The organism is Facklamia sp. P13055 (assembly GCF_050409445.1).
In the GTDB taxonomy this organism is placed as follows: domain Bacteria; phylum Bacillota; class Bacilli; order Lactobacillales; family Aerococcaceae; genus Facklamia.
The window spans coordinates 1-19348 of the sequence record NZ_JBNUPL010000025.1 but is presented as its reverse complement, the minus strand read 5'-3'; the positions used below and the strand labels follow the sequence as shown (position 1 = coordinate 19348).

The 19348-nt window shown below is 36.6% G+C and carries 17 protein-coding genes; all 17 read right to left on the bottom strand.

The window, feature by feature from the left end:
• A partial coding sequence (locus ACQV2O_RS07655) for a Rib/alpha-like domain-containing protein (protein WP_428875460.1) occupies positions 1–4225 on the bottom strand: 4225 nt, incomplete at its 3' end.
• A 546-nt stretch (positions 4226–4771) separates the two neighbouring features.
• Positions 4772–5410, bottom strand: coding sequence for a nitroreductase family protein (locus ACQV2O_RS07650; RefSeq protein WP_428874459.1), 639 nt, complete (start codon positions 5408–5410; stop codon positions 4772–4774).
• A gap of 14 nt (positions 5411–5424) precedes the next feature.
• Entirely contained in the window at positions 5425–5832 is a 408-nt protein-coding gene (locus ACQV2O_RS07645) for a MarR family winged helix-turn-helix transcriptional regulator (RefSeq protein ID WP_428874458.1), read from the bottom strand.
• Positions 5833–5980: 148 nt separating this feature from the next.
• The gene (gene eno / locus ACQV2O_RS07640) at positions 5981–7285 is read right to left on the bottom strand and encodes a phosphopyruvate hydratase (RefSeq protein ID WP_428875458.1); all 1305 of its coding nucleotides are present in this window, start codon (positions 7283–7285) and stop codon (positions 5981–5983) included.
• Between the two features lie 87 nt (positions 7286–7372).
• Complete coding sequence (gene gpmI / locus ACQV2O_RS07635; protein ID WP_428875457.1) at positions 7373–8890, bottom strand: 2,3-bisphosphoglycerate-independent phosphoglycerate mutase; 1518 nt, start codon at positions 8888–8890, stop codon at positions 7373–7375.
• A complete protein-coding gene (gene tpiA / locus ACQV2O_RS07630) occupies positions 8890–9648 on the bottom strand; it encodes a triose-phosphate isomerase (protein ID WP_428874455.1) in 759 nt (252 codons plus the stop codon). Before tpiA ends, gpmI begins: the two co-directional genes overlap by 1 nt.
• Before the next feature lie 18 nt (positions 9649–9666).
• Positions 9667–10863 carry a phosphoglycerate kinase gene (locus tag ACQV2O_RS07625; RefSeq protein WP_428875456.1) on the bottom strand — a complete coding sequence of 399 codons (1197 nt, stop codon included), beginning with the start codon at positions 10861–10863 and terminating at the stop codon, positions 9667–9669.
• Between the two features lie 64 nt (positions 10864–10927).
• Complete coding sequence (gene gap, locus ACQV2O_RS07620; protein WP_428874453.1) at positions 10928–11926, bottom strand: type I glyceraldehyde-3-phosphate dehydrogenase; 999 nt, start codon at positions 11924–11926, stop codon at positions 10928–10930.
• A 26-nt stretch (positions 11927–11952) separates the two neighbouring features.
• Positions 11953–12993: a sugar-binding transcriptional regulator gene (locus ACQV2O_RS07615; protein WP_428875455.1), complete on the bottom strand. Its 1041-nt coding sequence runs from the start codon at positions 12991–12993 to the stop codon at positions 11953–11955.
• A 285-nt stretch (positions 12994–13278) separates the two neighbouring features.
• Complete coding sequence (locus ACQV2O_RS07610; RefSeq protein ID WP_428875454.1) at positions 13279–13926, bottom strand: SdpI family protein; 648 nt, start codon at positions 13924–13926, stop codon at positions 13279–13281.
• Between the two features lie 13 nt (positions 13927–13939).
• Positions 13940–14200, bottom strand: a complete 261-nt coding sequence (locus tag ACQV2O_RS07605) for an autorepressor SdpR family transcription factor (protein ID WP_428874450.1) — start codon at positions 14198–14200, stop codon at positions 13940–13942.
• Between the two features lie 158 nt (positions 14201–14358).
• Positions 14359–14967 (bottom strand): ATP-dependent Clp endopeptidase proteolytic subunit ClpP, encoded by a 609-nt coding sequence (gene clpP, locus ACQV2O_RS07600; RefSeq protein WP_428875452.1) that lies wholly within the window; start codon positions 14965–14967, stop codon positions 14359–14361.
• Between the two features lie 113 nt (positions 14968–15080).
• Positions 15081–16052, bottom strand: a complete 972-nt coding sequence (locus ACQV2O_RS07595) for a sensor histidine kinase (RefSeq protein WP_428875451.1) — start codon at positions 16050–16052, stop codon at positions 15081–15083.
• Positions 16053–16075: 23 nt separating this feature from the next.
• Positions 16076–16945, bottom strand: coding sequence for a hypothetical protein (locus ACQV2O_RS07590; protein ID WP_428875449.1), 870 nt, complete (start codon positions 16943–16945; stop codon positions 16076–16078).
• Positions 16938–17858: an ABC transporter ATP-binding protein gene (locus ACQV2O_RS07585; protein WP_428875448.1), complete on the bottom strand. Its 921-nt coding sequence runs from the start codon at positions 17856–17858 to the stop codon at positions 16938–16940. Before ACQV2O_RS07585 ends, ACQV2O_RS07590 begins: the two co-directional genes overlap by 8 nt.
• A gap of 141 nt (positions 17859–17999) precedes the next feature.
• Positions 18000–18698, bottom strand: coding sequence for a response regulator transcription factor (locus ACQV2O_RS07580; RefSeq protein WP_428874445.1), 699 nt, complete (start codon positions 18696–18698; stop codon positions 18000–18002).
• Between the two features lie 316 nt (positions 18699–19014).
• Positions 19015–19348, bottom strand: a 334-nt coding sequence (locus ACQV2O_RS07575) for an LPXTG cell wall anchor domain-containing protein (protein WP_428875447.1), incomplete at its 5' end; no start/stop codon positions are given.

The following is a 19348-nucleotide window of genomic DNA, read 5'->3' as shown; positions in this document are numbered from 1 at the left end:
GTGTCGTTACAGTAACTGTCACATCCACAATTTCTGTTGAACCGTCTGGATAAGTCACTTTCACAAGTCCTGTGTAGTTACCAGGGGTGGTCGTATCAATCGTACCAACAGGGGTGACGTCTTCAAAGCTTGGAACTCCTAGGTTGTCTGGGTCTACTACATAACCAGGGACCGTGACATTATCGGTTAAGTCGATCGGATCGCCTGCTTCTACGATCTCTGGCGTTACCACTGGGGTATAATCATCCGCTTGTGGCGTTTCAGGTGTTGTGATTGTTACCGGTACCTGGATGATTTCCGTTGATCCATCTGGATAAGTAACTTCCACTAGACCTGTATACTTACCTGGCTCATTTAGATCGATCGTACCCTCTGGTGTCACATCCTTAAAGCTTGGTACGCCTGGATGGGCTGGGTCTACGACATAGTCTGGAACCGTGACATTATCTACAAGATGGACATTGCCATTTTGCTCTATCACTTCTGGTGTAACCGTTGGATCATAACTATCCTTATCGGGTACTTCTGGCGCAGTCACTGTAACCGGTACGGTAACTATTTCTTTAGAACCATCAGGATAAGTGACTTCCACTAGACCTGTATACTTACCTGGTGTGCTTGGATCAATTTGTCCAGCTGGTGTCACATCCTTAAAGCTTGGTACACCTGGATGATCTGGATCCTCTACATAATCTGGAACTATTACGTTGTCGGTTAAATCAACGATGCCATCTACTTCTACGATCTCTGGCTTAACCGTTGGATCGTAATCTTCTTTTTGAGGGATCTCTGGCGCAGTCACCGTCACCGGTACCTGGATGATTTCCATTGATCCATCTGGATAAGTCACTTTAACAAGTCCAATATAGCCGCCAGGTGTTGTATTATCGATGGTTCCAGCTGGAGTCACATCTTCAAAAATTATATCTCCAGGATATTTTGGATTCACTACATAATCTGGAATGCTAACATTATCTAATAAATCGGGTGTTCCTCCTATCCCAATAATTTCAGGAGTTACTTGAGGAACGAAAACATCTGCTTGTGAAGCTTCCGGAGTTTTTACGGTAACAGGTACATCAACAATTTCGGATGTTCCGTCTGGATAAGTTACTCTAACTTTACCTGTATATTCTCCAGGAGTTGTATTATCAATCACTCCATCTGGCGTCACATCCTCAAAAGTAGGGACACCTGGATATTTTGAATCTTGAATATATGAAGGAACAGTCACATTATCTATTAAATTAGGAGTTTGTCCAATTTCAATTACTTCTGGTACCACCATTGGATCATATACATCGGATTTTTTATCGATTACAGTCACTGGCACATCAACAATTTCAAATGTATTATCTGGATAAGTCACTTTAACTTTACCCGTATATTCTCCAGGAGTTGTATTATCAATCACTCCATCTGGCGTCACATCCTCAAAAAGAGGGACACCGCTATGCTTTGGATCCTGCACATAGTTTGGAACAGTTACGTTATCTGCTAAATCAATCGTATCTCCTACTTTAATTATCTCCGGAGTTACATTCGGTTCATAAATTGAATCATGAGGAACGTCTACAGCGGTTACCACTACAGGTACTTGAATAGTTTCAGAACTTCCGTCTTGGTAGGTTACTTTGACCGTACCCGTATATTCCCCAGGTTTTGTATTATCTATCGAACCTAAAGGAGTAATATCCTCAAATGTTGGTTTTCCATCATAGTTAGGAACAGTCACATTATCGATTAAGTTAACTGTTTCTCCCACTTTGATATTCTCAACAGTTGCAACGGGAGCAAATGTATCTGCTTCATTTTTTAACCTCGCATAAAAATTATCAATCGCTATTATATTTCCCGTATTTACTGTTTCTAATTGAGCAATATACATTGTTTCTCGTGGCAAATTAGCAGGTACATCAAATGCTTGATCTGGGAAAACTCCATTTGCTGCAACAGTAAAAGGGGTTCCTTCAAGAACTAATTTTGGAGATTTCGTAGGATCTTCAGGAACTTCATACCAACGAACGATATACTCAACATCAGGCACAGCTCCAGTAACAACAGCATTCGCTTTATTGCCGGGTGCTGCATAATTATCGGTTGAATCATAATTAGTAATGTCTATTGTTGGAATAGTATTTCTTAGTACAAATTGGAAACCAGCTCCTTTGAATTCATCCCTTCCAGAAGAATTCGTTTGAGAATATAACAAGGCTGTTGTCGGCTTGCTTGAAGTCGAGAAGTCCCTAAATTCAGAATCATATCTTGAAACGAGGATAAAGTCAGATGCATCAAGACCCCCTGTGTCGTATTTAAGGTTTTTCCCATTATAGAATTGTCCATCTAAAGTGGAGTTAGAAAAAACAGAAACTTCTTTACCAAACTGATTTCCTTGCGAATCAGCTACCGACATATTCATGATCACTTGATGCCATAGAGACGCATTTTTTCTTTGCTTGATTCCTAACATCTCTCTTACATTAGCTATATCGAACTTAAAATCACCAAATTGATTGGTCTTTGTCTTATAGGTAACCTTATTATTAGGATTCAAAACATCTTGGATAGTTAGATAAACCGTCATATCCTCAGCAAATTTATCACCTGTTTTTTCTTCATAGGCTGGATATTGTGAGGTGATTCCTGGTGCATAATCTGCCTCCCAATAAACATTTCCTACAATTGTCTTATCATTAGCGTAATTTGCATGATTGATATCCCCTACTAATTTATCAATTTCGACTACTTTTTCTTTATTATGCTGAGTCAATTGATCTTTAGGTTGTAAAACGACAGCAACATCTTGAATCTGCATCGTTGCCACATCTTGAAGAATTGGTGTCCATATACCATTAATTCCCTGACTATAACCTCCCCATTGTCCAGGGTTACCATTACTTGTTTGAACATTATCATACTTATTATTGACTAACCAATCTTGATCTGCCCAAATTCGATATTTAAAAGCTGAATATAATACAGTTTCTAACTGCTTACCAAGAAATTCGTGGTCCGTTGTTGTTCCATCAGGATTGACCACTTTAAATATCCCTGGATTCACTGCAAAATAACCATTATCATTGGATTTAAATGTATAAATAGGTGACAAAGTACCATCTCTATCCATCCATTGCATATATAAAGGTACGTTCCCAACTAGATAGTCTTGATTATTAATCAAATGTTTGTCATTAACCTGATGGTTATCTTGGGATTTAATGAGTTCTTTATCCCCATCATATATCCCTGTATTTCCTGCATTATCTACGTAAGTTCTACCATTTAAATGGTGTTTTAGATATTTGAGATTAAATTCTCCATCTAACATTTTGTTTTCAATACTGATCACATTCTGATCAGCAGGTAAAAGATTCGCTAAAGTAGCAAAAGATTCCGGAGCAGATAAAGCTTTATCTTGAGGTGCATTAATTGATGTCGCCTCTGAATTAGAGGTTCTACTTTCATTCGCTAATGTTTCATTTTCTATACTAGTTGTTATTTCTTCTAAACTAGTTTTATTCGCTTCTAAGTTTGTAGCTTTTTCTTCTTTTATAGACGCTACTATAGACTTAGCCTTATTTGCTGAGATTTCCGCTTCTTTTGCTGAGATTTTCGCTTCTTTTGCTAATGCTAAAGCTTTTGTAGTTCCAGCAATATTTGCTGCCTCGATGGCTATCCCTGCTTCTGCCTTAGCATTATTTAAAGCTGAAATAGCTTCTTTCGCTGCGGTTTCTGCTTCTATAACACTCGTCGCTTCAGAAGCTTTTTCGGCAGCATTAGAAGCTTCTTTTGCAGCCAAAGCAGCTTCTAATGCTGCATTTTTAGCGGTATTTTCCGCTTCTAATTCATCATTTGAAAGTTCATTTAATGTGGTATCATCACCTGTGACTGTTGCTTCCTCTGAGGTCATAACTTCTTCAGTGGTAACTAGTTCTTCATTAGTTATCTTATCTTCTGAACTATTTGTTAATTCAGAAGTGACTACTTCGTTTAAATCGTTTTGTTCGTTTAATGAATTATCTGCTGTTTCTTCTGTCGTCGCGCTTGTTGAGGTTTCTTCTGTAATATTTTGTGCATAAACACTATCTTGACCTACACCTGCAAATATGAAAAAAGATGCGATTAAAACAGAACAAGATCCAAATGCAAACTTTCTTATTGCATATTTGTTATCTTTATTAGAAAACTTCCTCTGTTTCAAAAATTTATTATTCTTACCGACCACAATATCACTCCTAAAAAAAATTTAATATTGCGACATCTTTTCTAAAGTATAGCGACAATACTATAAGAACATATTATAATATTCGCTTGATTTAGTCAAACAAATGCTATATAATTATTATTTTATTTATAAATAGGTTGTATTATATATCAATTTAAAGTAAAAAAATTATGGCTACCTCATTCCTTTATATTTATGTAATAAGTTGGGAGTTTTACACATCTTTTCTATACTAAGTTTTTTAAAAGGGTTGCCTTACAATAAAGTTCATATCCAAGTATTATTTTTCTGAACTTCTATGTTTATCCTATATGTAATCTGATCCTAAGCAGATCGATCTTCAATTCAACTTTATAACAATAATAGTATTATCTATATTTTTTAAACGTGGTTGAGAATCACAGTAATGCGTTTAATATCTTTCATTTTTATAATTATTACTTGTTAATAATAAAACTTAAAACGCCTCCTCTAGCGATGCCAATAAGCATCGCTAGAGGAGGCGTTTAACTTTAATTTATAAATTCTTTAAGTTTTTAGCGTTTCTTATTTAAATTCTGTAATTTTTTCAGCGGCTAAGCGTACGGATGGATAACCAGAATCTTTAGCCTTTCCAATTGATAGGATCATTACCGGTACATAGCGTTCTTTGTCGAGACCGAAAGCTTCAGCCAATAAGTCCTCTTCAAAACCACCGATTGCATTGGTATCATAACCATGAGAACGAGCCACTAACATTAATTGCATGGCTGCCAAACTTGAATCAATTTTTACAACATCATTCATTTTTTGTTTAGAAAAGCTTTTATAATAAGGAATAATGACAGATAATTGTTGATCTCTCGTTTCAGCAGGCATTTTACCTTCCTCGACTGCTTGATTGTAGATTTCTTCACCGAGTTCATAACACTGCATATCGCCAAATATTAATATCATAGCAGATGAAGTGTCATTTTGCAGCGTATTAAAACGAATAAGTGGTTTTAATTTGGCTTTTTGCTCTTGGCTTTCAACCACCACAAACCTCCATGGTTGCATATTGACGGATGAAGGAGCTGTGGTAGCTTCTTGAATCATTTCAAGCATTTCTTCCTGACTTATTTTATACTTCTCATCATAAGCACGAATTGACTTTCTTCCATAAGTAATTTCTGAAAAATTATTAGTGACTAAGTGGTTGGACATATTATTCTCCTTTTCTATTGTATTAATTTGGTTAATAATTCGATCAATCGCTGTGTTTCATCTTTAGATAGGGGTAAAATCCTCTGTTGCTCAGATTGACAATGACTCTGCTGGCAACGATTCAAATCATTTAACGCCTTATCGGTAATTGTTACGAGCACTTCACGATTATTTTCTTTATTTCTTTTGCGGATCACATATTTTTTTCCTTCAAGAATTCTTAAATGTCTTGTAACAGCTGCACGATCTATCTTTAATTCCTTTTGTAGGCGAGTTTGGCAACAAGGACCATGCTCTTTTAAAAACATCATTAATTCAAAGCGCGTTATACTAAATGATGTTTCTTTTTCAAATTTACTAATTAACTCCTGGTTAACTAGTTTTAATTGATAAAATAATCTACTTACTTCTCTTAGACTCACCAAACCCTCCCTCTTTCATTTCATAAATCAACAGTTGACTCGTCAATTATAAAGTGTTTTGTTTGTTTTTTAAAATAAAATGCTCCTTTATTAACCAAAAAAACGCTCTCTAAATTCTTAGAGAGCGCTTTAATCTATTCTGTCAATCTTATTTGAAATCTTTTAAATTATAGAAAACTTTTTTGCCATTATATTGTGCTAATTCACTTAATTCATCTTCAATCCGCAATAATTGATTATATTTGGCAATACGGTCTGTACGTGATAAAGACCCTGTCTTAATTTGACCCGCATTGGTTGCTACTGCAATATCCGCAATAGTGGAGTCTTCCGTTTCACCTGAACGGTGAGAAATGACTGCTGTGTACCCTGCACGCTTAGCCATTTCAATCGCATCAAATGTCTCAGTTAGTGTCCCAATTTGATTCACTTTGATTAAAATGGAATTCCCCACACTTTCTTCAATACCACGTGAAAGAATTTCAGTGTTGGTCACAAATAGATCATCTCCAACTAATTGGACTTTGTCACCTAAACGTTCAGTTAGTAACTTCCAACCCTCCCAGTCATTTTCATCCATACCATCTTCAATGGAAATGATTGGATATTTATTCACTAACTCTTCAAGGTAGTCAACTTGTTCTTGGGCTGAGCGTTTTTTACCGCCTTCTCCTTCAAATTTGGCATAATCATAAACACCCTCTACGTAAAATTCTGAAGCGGCACAGTCAAAGCCTAAGAAGATATCTTGACCGGGTTTGTAGCCAGCTTTCTCAATCGCTTTAAGAATGGTCTCTACACCGTCTTCCGTTCCTTCAAAGCGAGGCGCAAAACCACCCTCGTCACCTACTGATGTTTCTAACCCACGTTCCTTGAGAATTGATTTTAGCGCATGGAAAACTTCAGCGCCCCAACGTAACGCTTCTTTAAAGTTTTCAGCCCCAACAGGTAAAATCATAAACTCTTGGAAAGCAATCGGAGCATCCGAGTGTGAGCCACCATTAACAATATTCATCATTGGTACTGGTAACTCTTTGGTATTGAATCCACCTAAGTATTGGTATAAAGGTATTTCTAAATAATCAGCAGCTGCACGTGCCACAGCAATAGATACGCCTAAGATAGCGTTTGCTCCGAGTTTTCCTTTATTCGGTGTGCCATCCATTTCAATCATCATTTGATCAATAGCTTGTTGTTGCAATACATCAAACCCTAATAAGGCTTCGGCTAAAAAGTGGTTAACGTTATCAACGGCTTGGCTAACTCCTTTGCCACCATAGCGTGTTGCATCTCCATCACGTAATTCTACTGCTTCATGTTCTCCAGTAGATGCTCCTGAAGGGACCATTCCGCGTCCAAAGGCACCACTTTCGGTATAAACTTCTACTTCAATTGTTGGGTTTCCTCTTGAGTCAAGAACTTCACGTGCGTAAACATCTGTAATATAAGGCATTTTATTCGCTCCTTTTGTTGGATTGAAACGGTTAAACGTCTCAATCTTATTCTATTGTTTTAGTAAATTAAATTCAATGAATTGCCATTAATGCTTAATTAAACTTTGGCTAGTCATCTCACTTGGTTGGTCAATTTTTAAAAGGTCAAGCATAGTAGGTGCTAAATCAGATAGTATGCCACCTTCTCTTAACGAGATTCCTTCTTTCGTAACAATCACTGGTACAGGATTGGTAGTATGAGCAGTCATAGGTTTACCTTCTAACGTAATGACTTCATCTGAATTGCCGTGATCGGCTGTAATGATTGCAACACCTTCTTTTTCTAAAATCAAATCGACAATTTGACCGAGGCACTCATCGACCGCTTCAATAGCTTTGACGGTTGGCTCTAACATACCTGAATGACCAACCATATCCGGATTAGCAAAATTAAGAATGATTGCATCAATCGTATCTTCATTAATTTTATCTATCAATGCGTCCTTGACTTCGTAAGCGGACATTTCAGGTTTTAAGTCATAAGTAGCTACTTTAGGAGAAGGAATTAAAATACGTTCTTCTCCCGGAAACGTTTCATGACGGCCACCTGACATAAAGAAAGTGACATGAGGAAACTTCTCAGTTTCTGCAATACGTAACTGCGTTTTGCCTGCTTTCGCTATCGCTTCGCCAATCGTATTCACTAAATCAACTTTCTTGAAAGCGATTTCGGCTAGAACATCTTTTGAATATTTAGTAAATGTTACAAATTGTAAGTTTTCTGGTCGATTCGATGTGTCAAAGCCGTCAAAAGCCGGATTACTTAAAGCTGTTGATAGTTGAATCGCACGATCAGGTCGGAAATTATAATAAATAAGGCTATCGCCTTCTTTAATGTGTCCTTCTGGATCCACCACAAAAGGTTGAACAAATTCATCATATACTTCTTGATCATAAGAAGCCTGAACTCCTGCTTCAGCAGAGGCATATTGAGGTCCTTGGCCACTAACTAAGGCATCATAGGCTAATTTAACGCGGTCCCAACGCTTATCACGGTCCATTGCATAGTAGCGTCCAGAGACTGTTGCAATTTCACCAATTCCTTTTTCTTTAATAAAACTATCTGTATCTCTTATAAAATCTATTCCGGATTGAGGTCCAACATCACGTCCATCTAGAAAAGCGTGAATATACACTTTGTTTAAATCCATTTCTTTAGCTAACTCAATTAAACCGAAGAGATGATTAATATGTGAATGAACCCCACCGTCAGAAAGTAAGCCCATTAAATGCAATGCTCCATTATTTTGCTTAGCGTGCTCGATGGCCTTGGTGAGTTCAGGAATCTTTTTTATACTACCCTCTTGAATGGACTTATTTATTCGCGTCAAGGATTGATAGACAATTCTTCCAGCCCCAATATTCATATGTCCTACTTCAGAATTCCCCATTTGACCTTCTGGTAAACCAACATTTTCCCCTTCTGCTCTGAGTTGTTGATGGGGAAATTGCTGCCAATAACGATCAAAGTTGGGTTTATGCGCCGCCTTAACGGCATTCCCATAAGTCTCCTCGCGAATACCAAAGCCATCTAAAATAATTAAAGCAATAGGTGCTTTTCCCATTATTTAACCGCCTCCAATAAAGCTAAGAATGATTCAGGTTGTAGGCTCGCTCCGCCTACTAATGCTCCGTCTACATCTGGACAAGCTAGGTACTCTGCAATATTATCAGGTTTAACTGACCCGCCATATTGAATACGTACTTGATCAGCTACCTCTTGGTTAAAGTTTTCTGCTACTACTTGACGAATCGCATGACACATCTTTTGGGCATCATCTTTTGTTGCTGATTTACCCGTCCCAATTGCCCAAATTGGTTCATACGCAATTACCAATGATTGTACTTGACCTTCCGTTAAATCTTTTAAAGCTGCCGTTATTTGTTGGCCTACAAATTCCTCAGCATTTCCTGCTTCGTAGGTTTCGAGCGTTTCTCCGCAACAAATAATCGGCTTCATTCCATTACGAAAGATAGCATGAGCTTTTTGATTAATTTCTTCATTGCTTTCATGAAAATATTGACGACGCTCAGAATGTCCAATGATCACATAATCTACACCTAAAGCCGCTAGCGTTTTGGGACTGATTTCGCCCGTAAAAGCGCCTTCATCTTCCCAAAAACAATTTTGCGCAGCTACTTGTAAATCAGTTCCCTGTACAGCTTCGGTCATAGCTTCTAAGAAAACAGCAGGTGCTCCGATCACTGCATCCACTAAATCATTTGAAGGGATATCTAATTTGACATTTTCAATAAAACCACGTGATTCTTTAGCTGTTTTATTCATTTTCCAGTTTCCGGCAATAATTGGTTTTCGTGACATATTTTTCTCCTTTTCTAATTATAGATTATCAATGGACTCCACGCCTGGTAATTCGGCTCCCTCAAGATAAGATAAGGAGGCTCCTCCACCGGTAGAAATATGCGTGAACTTATCTTCATAACCCAATTGAGTAACAGCTGCAGCAGAATCTCCTCCACCTACAATAGTGGTCGCACTCTCTAAATTAGCAATGGCTTGACAAACTCCCATCGTTCCCTGTGCAAATTTTTCCATTTCAAAAACACCCATTGGCCCATTCCACACTACAGTTTTGGCGCCAGCTAAAGTTTCAGCAAACAAATCAACTGTCTGAGGCCCTATATCCATCCCCATGTAGTCTGTAGGAATTTCTTCAGAAGCTACCACTTTAGTTTCGGCATCCTTGTTAAATTCTTTAGCCACAACATTATCAACCGGTAACACTAATTTATCGCCTGCTTTTTCCATAATTTCTTTAGCGAGTTCGATGCGATCTGGTTCACAAATGGATTGTCCAATTTCGAGGCCTTTTGCCTTGAAAAAGGTATACGCCATACCTCCACCGATAATTACTTTATCAGCTCGATCTAACAAATTCTCAATAACTTTAATCTTATCAGAAACTTTTGCTCCCCCTAATATAGCAACAAAAGGACGTTCCGGCTGATCTACCGCTTCTTTCAAGAATTTCACTTCTTTTTCCATTAAGAAGCCGACCGCTGAATCTAAATGCGCTGCAATACCAACATTCGATGCATGAGAACGATGTGCGGTTCCAAATGCATCATTAACAAATAGATCCCCTAGACTTGCCCAATACTTGCCAAGTTCTGGATCATTCCCAGATTCCTTTTTCCCTTCTACATCTTCAAACCGTGTGTTTTGAACTAACAATACTTGACCCTCTTGCAAATTTTTAACCGCTAATTCTAATTTTTCGCCACGTGTTTCATCAATAAAAACAACCTCTTGTCCTAATAATTCAGATAAACGATTTGCTACAGGATTTAAGTTACGATCTGCTTTATCCAAATCCTCTGCCGATTTGATCTTACCTAGATGTGAAAATAAAACAACCTTGGCTTGATGCTCAATTAAATACTTTATCGTATCTAGAGCAGCTACAATTCGATTATCGTCTGTAATCTTATTACCATCCATCGGAACGTTAAAATCGACACGTACTAATACGGTTTTGTTTTCAAGGTTTAAGTCTCTAATAGTTTTTTTAGCCATTCTTCTTCCTCCTTTATGAAAAAAACGGAGAAGCGCGTTTGCTTCCCCGCTAGTGTGGGTCTTATTAATTTAATTCAACAAAATATTCTAAGGTTGAAATCATGTTCGCTGTAAAGCCGTACTCATTATCATACCAAGAGGCTGCCATAACGATTTGATCGTCACCTTCACCCATTACTTTTGTAAGTGTTGAATCAAAAACAGATCCTGCTGGATAACCAATAATGTCTGCAGAAACAATTTCATCTTCTTCATAGACAAAAGCATCTGATTCATATTTCTTCATCGCTGCGTTAACTTCCTCAGCTGTTACTTCTTTGTCTAAGACTGCATATACCTCAGTTAAAGAACCAGTGATTGTTGGAACTCGTAAAGCTGCACCGTCAATTTTACCATTCAATTCAGGAATTACTTTTCCGATTGCTTTAGCAGCTCCAGTGGAAGCAGGAATAATTGAAAATGCTCCTGCACGGTTTTTACGTCCGCCTGGCGAATCTTGTAATTTTTGAGTTGCTGTATAAGCATGAACCGTTACCATTTGGGCAGATTTTAGACCAAATTCTTTATGTAAAACATTGACCATTGGAGCTAAGCAGTTAGTTGTACATGAAGCTGCTGAAACAATCACATCATCAGCTGTTAGAACTTCGTGGTTTACACCATAAACAATTGTCTTCGTTTCAGCTGACTTAGCGGGTGCTGAGATTAGGACACGCTTAGCACCTGCATCGATATGGGCTTGAGCCTTTTCTGCTGAATTGTAAAAACCAGTACATTCTAAGACGAATTCAACCCCTAAATCTTTCCATGGTAACTTCGCTGCATCTGGCTCAGCAAAGGCTTTAATCTCTTTACCATCTACAACAATCACATCACCTTTAGCTTCTACAGAGTATGGAAAACGACCTTGCGCTGAGTCATATTTTAATAAATAAGCTAAATCTTCGTTATCTGTTAAATCATTAATTGCAACAACTTCTAAATCTGAATCCTTTTCTAAAATACGACGTAATGCTAAACGTCCAATACGACCGAAACCATTGATTGCGATTTTTGTTGACATATTGATAATTTCCCCCTTAGGATATTTTATTTAAATTGGGTAACCCCATTTAAAACAGCTTTAGCGAGACTTTTATCACAAATGAGCCAGGTTTGTTTTGGCATCATCTTGTAGAAAGCTCGGGTAGCAGGTGCTTTTTGTTGGCCTGCTACTATGGTTAATAATAACGGAAACTTAATGACATCTTCAAGTTGTAAGCCTAAGCGAGGGATGGAAAAAACAACCTTTCCCTCTGCATCATAAAAAATGCCAAATGCTTCTCCTACCGCTTGACCTTCGAGAAGTATTCTTTCTTGTGGCGGAGTTAGTTTTCTTCGCTTTGACATTACTTGAGCGGCTCCCACACTTAATAAAAGACAGTCCGCTGATCGACTTAAATCAAGGGCTTTTTTAATGGTTGGATCCTTAACAATCTCTTGACTCAACTGATCAGTTAAACGATCTGGAATATACAAGGGAACATAGTCAGCTTGGGTCTCATGAGCCATTATTCCAGCTACCGTATTAGATTGAATATGAAAAGAACCTTCCATACCACCACGGCTAGGCACAAAGGATAATTGTCTGTTTTGCGATAGTTCCTTAGTAAAATGTTGACCCATATTAGCCAAAGTGGACCCTCCCGTAACAGCTACAACCGCTTCTTGCGGTAATTCTTGTCCTAGAATCGTTTGAACTGCTTCAGCAAGCATTTGAAAAACTGTAAAGTCGCTATCTACATCGCCAGCTACTACCCAGCAGTTTTGTATATTTAATTCTTTAGCTAAGGCTGCTTCGTATTCCGGTAAACGGTCCTGCCCCATCCTTAACTGCTGAATGAGATGGCCTACTCTTTGTCCTTCATCCGTAATACGTATCCCCGCACGACTTACATCTACCAGACTTTGATCACGCAGAACTTGTAAATTAGTTCTCAAAGTTCGCTCGGACAAATGAATTTGTTTGGCTAACGCTTTACGACCAATTCGTAGTTGATGCTTAGATAAAGCTTTTAAAACATTAAGACGAATGTCTAACATCTCACCAAGTTCTGGTACCACTGTACCTAATTCATCAATCAAATCCATTCCAAGCCTCCTGTTGGTCGCTGAATGACCTTGTTTTATAAAAAGAAGAAAAGCTATTCATCTTTCTTCATAAAACATTCTAACACTGCATGGTTTAAATTACAATGGATATACTTTCTGAATCTGGGCGCTTTATGTCCTTTGAAATCTACTGCTTCATCTTCTAAGCTAATCTTACCCCATTAATTACTATCGATAGTAACTCCATTCGACTTTGTTCAAAAAACAAACAATCTAAATGATGAAAACATACATTTAGATTGCTTATCATAAATAAAAAAATCATTAAAGATGTTGTTTGCGATACAACCAATAGGAAGCTCCAACTACACTCATAGTGCCACCTAACGTGATCAAAGGAATACTCCATTCTTTAATAGTCAACGGCAAGAAGACGGTTAATAAAATAAGGATTCCCATTACAACAAATATTTTTCCAGCTAAACGGTGGGTAAGATACCACACCTTTTCATCAGCTAATGTCCAAGGGGTACGTATGCCCATAAAATAATTAAATTTAATTTTTGGCATATAATTCCCTAAAACAATAAATAGTAGCCCTAAACTTCCTTCTAAATAGGAAGGAATCTGGTTGAGCCAGTTTAAACCATAGGCACCTATAATTATTTGACTGCTAAGTAAATAAATATTCATAGCAAAAATGATTAAATAAAAATGCTTTTCAAAACGTCGATAATTTTCGCGTTTTGGATCAATGCGTTTCAATACTTCTACTAAAAGATTCAGTCCAGCCAATAATGCAGGAAACTTAAAAAGATTTATTTTAGGACCATAATTATCAGCATTCCCTGCCAAATCAAAGTGTGTAGGAATCACTTCGGGTGCTTTTATAAAGAAATAGCCCGCTAGAATAATAGAAACACAAACAAGAACCCAGTTTTTATAGTAATGCCTCGTTAAGTTTTTAGTCATAAAATCCTCTCCTTTATTTTTCTAAATTCATTAACCATTGAATGACTCCATCTAAAACGGAACTATTTAATTCATAATAAATAAACTGTCCCTCTCTTTTATCAATCACTAAATCAGCCTGTTTTAAAATAGAGAGATGTTTAGAAATAGTAGAACCTGCCGATTCAAATTGACGGACAATTTCCCCAGCAGTTAAAGGGCCGGGTCTGAGTAATTCTAAAATTTTACGTCGATTGGGATCACTTAAAGCTTTAAAAAGCAGTTGAACACTCAAATGTTCACCTCCTCATCTTTTTATTTCGATAATTAGCTAAATATCTAATTATAAGTTTAGCATGTATTTTTAAATTATGCAATGCTGCCTTCATCTAAGGGCACAAAAAAAGTACCAGCGCATTGCTAGTACTTAAAAGATACGGATATTTCCTTTTATTACTTATCTTTCTTAGTCTTTTTATCCTTACGATTGGCCATCACTTCGTCCACTAAGCCATAAGATTTCGCTTCTTCAGCCGTCATAAAATTATCTCGGTCGGTATCCTTTTCAATCACTTCAATAGGTTGACCAGTCGCTTCACTTAAAATTTCATTTAAGCGCGTTCTCGTCTTCAAAATATGGCGTGCAGCAATTTCAATTTCAGTGGCTTGGCCTTGAGCACCACCTAAAGGCTGATGAATCATTACTTCAGCGTTCGGTAAGGCAAAGCGCTTGCCTTTGGTTCCTGCTGCTAATAGGACGGATCCCATTGATGCAGCTAATCCAATCACGATCGTTTGGACGTCCGCTTTGATAAAGTTCATGGTATCATAGATGGCCAAACCAGCCGTAACACTACCTCCTGGTGAATTGATATAAAGGTAGATATCCTTCTCAGGATCTTGAGCATCTAAAAATAATAATTGGGCAATGACTGAGTTAGCCATGTGGTCATCCACTGGACCTGATAACATAATAATTCGATCTTTTAACAAGCGCGAATAAATATCATAAGCGCGTTCACCACGTGATGTTTGTTCTATTACTGTGGGTACTAAATTCATTCTATATCCTCCCTTTAATCTGAGCCTTTCAATTTACTTCAATAGTATAACGGATTAGGTCAAGAATGGTCAAGTTTTATGCTCTTCCATTTTTCCATGAAATCATTCGCTAATTAGATTGTAAGATAGAGATTTATCAATATATCAGACCCTTTTGTTTCCAAATAAATTTGACCGCCTAATTTCTCAATGACTATTTTAATTATATTTAGGCCTAAACCTGTATTTTGTTTTGTTTTCGACTGCTTGTTTTTAGCTTGATAGAAGCGATTCAACCAAGTATTAGGATCTTCATTAATTGGATGTGAAAGTCGATTACAATAAATAATTCTTACGACATTTGCATTGCCTGGTAAGACCTCTCGTTTTGTTTGATTTATTAAGTCTTCATGCTTAAGATTTGTTAATTCTTCCTCAATTTTATGGCCCGACAATTTGATTTTTAAATAATCCTTGCCATGATCTAATACATTTTTTACTAAATTATCTAGCGCGTGGTTCAGCAGTCTGACATCCGATGTAATTAAAAAACTACCGTCCGATAAGTCAAGTTCAACTTCAATATTAGCTGTTTTCAACTGATCATAGAAAGACAAAACATGCTGAGTAATAATTTCATTTAAGTTCACTATTTCGTTCTTGTACTCAAATTCTGTATCTTGCAACCTCTCCAATAAGAAAAGCCGATCCAACAAATCTTTTAAATGATCAATTCTTTGATAGATAATTTGAAAATAACGCTGCTTGTCGTTCTCATCCTCGCTGGTTTCCATTAATTGAAGATAACCCATGAGTGAGGTCAAAGGTGTCCTCACATCATGGGAAAGATTAATCATTAATTCTTGCTTTGAACGTTGCTCAATTTGTAATTCTCGATATATATTTCTTTCTTTAATTAATGCCAAGTTTATCCTTTTAACAAGTTCATTCATTTCTGATGAAAAGATCTCTTGTGTCAGTAATTGATTGGTAGGGGATTTACTGATAACTTTTAATTGCTTCGTCAAATCAGAAACTTGGAGCCGATAGTAATAATGATAACCAACTATAGCTAGAATTATCAAAATCAATAAAAAATATATCATTGACGGTCCCTACTTTCTATGCTCTAATGTTCAAACTTAAAGTCTATTCGATAAATATACCACCTATTCAAGAGATAAAGTACCAATAGGTATACAACACCCATACTTACCACTGACATGGCTTGCTCTGAATAATTTGGGCCCATTGACATTAGCTTATTGGAGAATAATTGTTTTGTAAGATCCAAACCAACAATATCCCCTATAAATCCAATGATTTGATTGTGAAAACCTGTTCCCACTAGGCAAGCTAAGACAATGATTGCCACTTTACTTTGTAGCAATAAACTTAAGGTTACTGTCACCGACATAATAATAAGGTACATAAGAGCTTGTGGCAATAGTAAAGCTAAATGATCTTGCCAATAAATAGGCAACTCTAATTGACCTGTCACACCGGCCATTAGAACTGAAAAAGCAATACAAACAACTTGAAATATGAAGAATATTAACAAGGCGACAAATAATTTAGAAGTCATCCATTTCCATTTCGCCCCTTTAATAGCTAACATATTTTTTAAATAGCCAGAAGAAAAATCACTTTCAATAAAAACAGCTGAAAGTATATAAACAAAAAGAAGGCTCAAACTGTAATTAGCAATTAGACTATCGGAAAAACGATAGGCTTTTTTTTCTTCTTGAATACTTGTTTCGTACTCTTCCTCTGTTAAAATTTCTCCTTCTTGCATCGATTTTATTTCTAACTTAAAATTGCCTTCTTCATTGGTTTCTTTCGAAGTCATTGATAGTTGATAGTCTTCGTAAGATTTGTGTGTTGTTACATAGCCGCCATAAGTTAGTAAAGAGAATATCAACGAAAGGATCAATAACGTAATCCAAGTAGCCTTCATGTGCAACAACTTATAGGAATCAAAGCGAATAAAATTAACCATTGTTGTGACCTCCTGTTAAGCGGATAAAATAATCTTCTAAGCTCGCTCGCTCAACTACCAATTGTTCAAAAAGAATGCCTGAGCGAATTAATTCATGGCTAATGACTGACGGATTATCTAAGTGTTCATATACACGCAGTTCAGAATCGCTCACTTGCTTAATTTGCTGAAGATCTAATTTTTCTTGTAAATGTGCCATTATTTGAGCCTGATCGCCACCCTTAATCCGAATAAAATCTTGATTAATCTGATTTAATTCCTCCATATCTGCTTCTTTTAATAAGGTACCTTCATTAATAATACCAATTCGAGTCGTGAGTTTCGCCAATTCACCCAAAATATGACTAGATATCACAACCGTAATATGACGCTCGCTATTCAATTTAAGAATCGTCTCGCGGAACTCACTAATTCCCTGCGGATCCATTCCGTTGGTAGGTTCATCTAACAACAAAAGATCCGGATCTCCTACTAAAGCTAAAGCAAGACCTAATCGCTGTTTCATACCCAATGAAAATTTTTTAACTTTCTTTTTCTTAACTTGAATGGGTAAGCCTACTAAATTCAATAATTCTTCTATATAATTGTCACGGCGAATTCCATACAATTTACATTTTAGTTCCAGGTTTTGCCCAGCTGTGAGTCCCATATAAAGTCCTGGCGCCTCAATTAAAGTGCCAATTCTTACTTGAAAATGGTCATTTTTAGCCATTTCTTGGTCTTGAATCCAAACCTTTCCACTAGTCGGTAGAATCTGACGATTAATGATCTTCATTAAGGTTGTTTTACCAGCTCCATTACGACCAATCAGACCATAGATATCACCCGATTGAACATTCATACTGACATTATTCAATGCAAACTGATTGTTATACGCTTTACATAAATTTTCACTTTTAAGAATGCTTTCCATCATCTTTCCTCCTTTGTTATCTATATTATAGACTCCTTCAAAAATATAATGGCAAAGGAAAAACAAAGAAAGTACTAAGAAAAGGTTAAGATAAAAGCATGAAAGAAAATAAAAGAAATTGAAATATTCAATACAATTTAACTACTTTTTATTTTTCAGCGAAATCAAACGGAAACCAATTCCCCAAACCGTTTCAATCCAAGGTCTTTTACTTATTTGGTCTAATTTCTTACGTAAATTTGATACATGAACGGTTAATGTCTTATCATCTGCCAAATAATTTGCCCCCCACGCATATTCATAAATTTCAAGCTTTGAGAAAACCTTCTTTGGTTGACTTAATAATAATTCTAAGATCCTTCTTTCTTGAGGCGTTAAATTTAATTCCTGCCCTTGATAATTAATTGCTTGGGTCTCTAAATCAATCATTAACCCTTCGAAATTCAATCTCTTATTCGATGTTTTTTCCTCTAAACTAGTTTGATAGCGTTTAAGGCATACTTGAATACGAGCTTTTAACTCTTTAAGATCAAATGGCTTCACCAAGTAGTCATCTGCTCCAGCTTGTAAAATTTCTACCTTATCATCAACTTGTTCTTTAGCTGAAATAACAATCACCGGAATGGATTTTTCCCGGCGAATTATTTTGAGTAGGTCTAAACCAGAGAGGCCTGGTAACATTAAATCTAATAGTATTAGATCAAAACTTGATTGCTCGAATAAAAGTTGACCTTCGCTCCCTGAGTAAGCAGGAGTCACTGAATATCCTTCAATTGTTAATGCTTCTACTAACATTTTGCTAATTTGAGTATCATCTTCAACAACTAATATCGATACCATAAGTTCACTCCTTTTTAAATAGTATATCAAAAAACTAAAATATTGGTCTAAAATAATATAACTGATTCTTTTCCCCATATACGAGAAAGATATATTTCGAAAGATCATCCAAATTAAAAATACATTCCATATAAACTGAAAAATTATATTTAAAAAAAGCTTAACTTGATTTAAAAACAAGTTAAGCTTTTTTGATCAAAGACTGAAATTTCAAAGACATTTTAAACGCTATTTATTTATTTTTCGTATTATAACCAGACTAATTAAAACTAACAGCTTTTATTAATTATTTTAACTATATTCAGGTACCATTCCTTTAAACAAAATTATCTTTCTTGCTTACACTTCTTTGATATAAACCTAGTCCACCAAGCAATGTTAAAACAGATGCTGAAAAAATTAAATATGGATCGTTTTCACCTGTCTTAGGCAAAGATGTACTAAGAATAGCTGATTTCGTAACCATTGTGCTTTCATCACCATTTTTCACACCATCATTAGGGCTACTGTCGGCGAGAGTATCATTATCCGGAGTATCATCGTCTGGAGTCCCCTCACTCGGAGTACTGTCGTCTGGAGTGCCGCCATCTGGAGCCTCTTCATCCGGAGTGCCGCCATCTGGAGCCTCTTCATCCGGAGTGCCGCCATCT

Excerpts from the sequence above, each read along its gene's own strand:
- ACQV2O_RS07580 (WP_428874445.1), bottom strand. The coding sequence starts at position 18,698 with ATGGTATCGATATTAGTTGTTGAAGATGATACTCAAATTAGCAAAATG.
- tpiA (WP_428874455.1), bottom strand. The coding sequence starts at position 9,648 with ATGTCACGAAAACCAATTATTGCCGGAAACTGGAAAATGAATAAAACA.
- gpmI (WP_428875457.1), bottom strand. The coding sequence starts at position 8,890 with ATGGGAAAAGCACCTATTGCTTTAATTATTTTAGATGGCTTTGGTATT.
- ACQV2O_RS07595 (WP_428875451.1), bottom strand. The coding sequence starts at position 16,052 with ATGATATATTTTTTATTGATTTTGATAATTCTAGCTATAGTTGGTTAT.
- ACQV2O_RS07610 (WP_428875454.1), bottom strand. The coding sequence starts at position 13,926 with ATGACTAAAAACTTAACGAGGCATTACTATAAAAACTGGGTTCTTGTT.
- eno (WP_428875458.1), bottom strand. The coding sequence starts at position 7,285 with ATGCCTTATATTACAGATGTTTACGCACGTGAAGTTCTTGACTCAAGA.
- ACQV2O_RS07615 (WP_428875455.1), bottom strand. The coding sequence starts at position 12,993 with ATGGATTTGATTGATGAATTAGGTACAGTGGTACCAGAACTTGGTGAG.
- ACQV2O_RS07590 (WP_428875449.1), bottom strand. The coding sequence starts at position 16,945 with ATGGTTAATTTTATTCGCTTTGATTCCTATAAGTTGTTGCACATGAAG.
- clpP (WP_428875452.1), bottom strand. The coding sequence starts at position 14,967 with ATGAATTTAGTACCCACAGTAATAGAACAAACATCACGTGGTGAACGC.
- ACQV2O_RS07585 (WP_428875448.1), bottom strand. The coding sequence starts at position 17,858 with ATGGAAAGCATTCTTAAAAGTGAAAATTTATGTAAAGCGTATAACAAT.
- ACQV2O_RS07650 (WP_428874459.1), bottom strand. The coding sequence starts at position 5,410 with ATGTCCAACCACTTAGTCACTAATAATTTTTCAGAAATTACTTATGGA.
- ACQV2O_RS07625 (WP_428875456.1), bottom strand. The coding sequence starts at position 10,863 with ATGGCTAAAAAAACTATTAGAGACTTAAACCTTGAAAACAAAACCGTA.
- gap (WP_428874453.1), bottom strand. The coding sequence starts at position 11,926 with ATGTCAACAAAAATCGCAATCAATGGTTTCGGTCGTATTGGACGTTTA.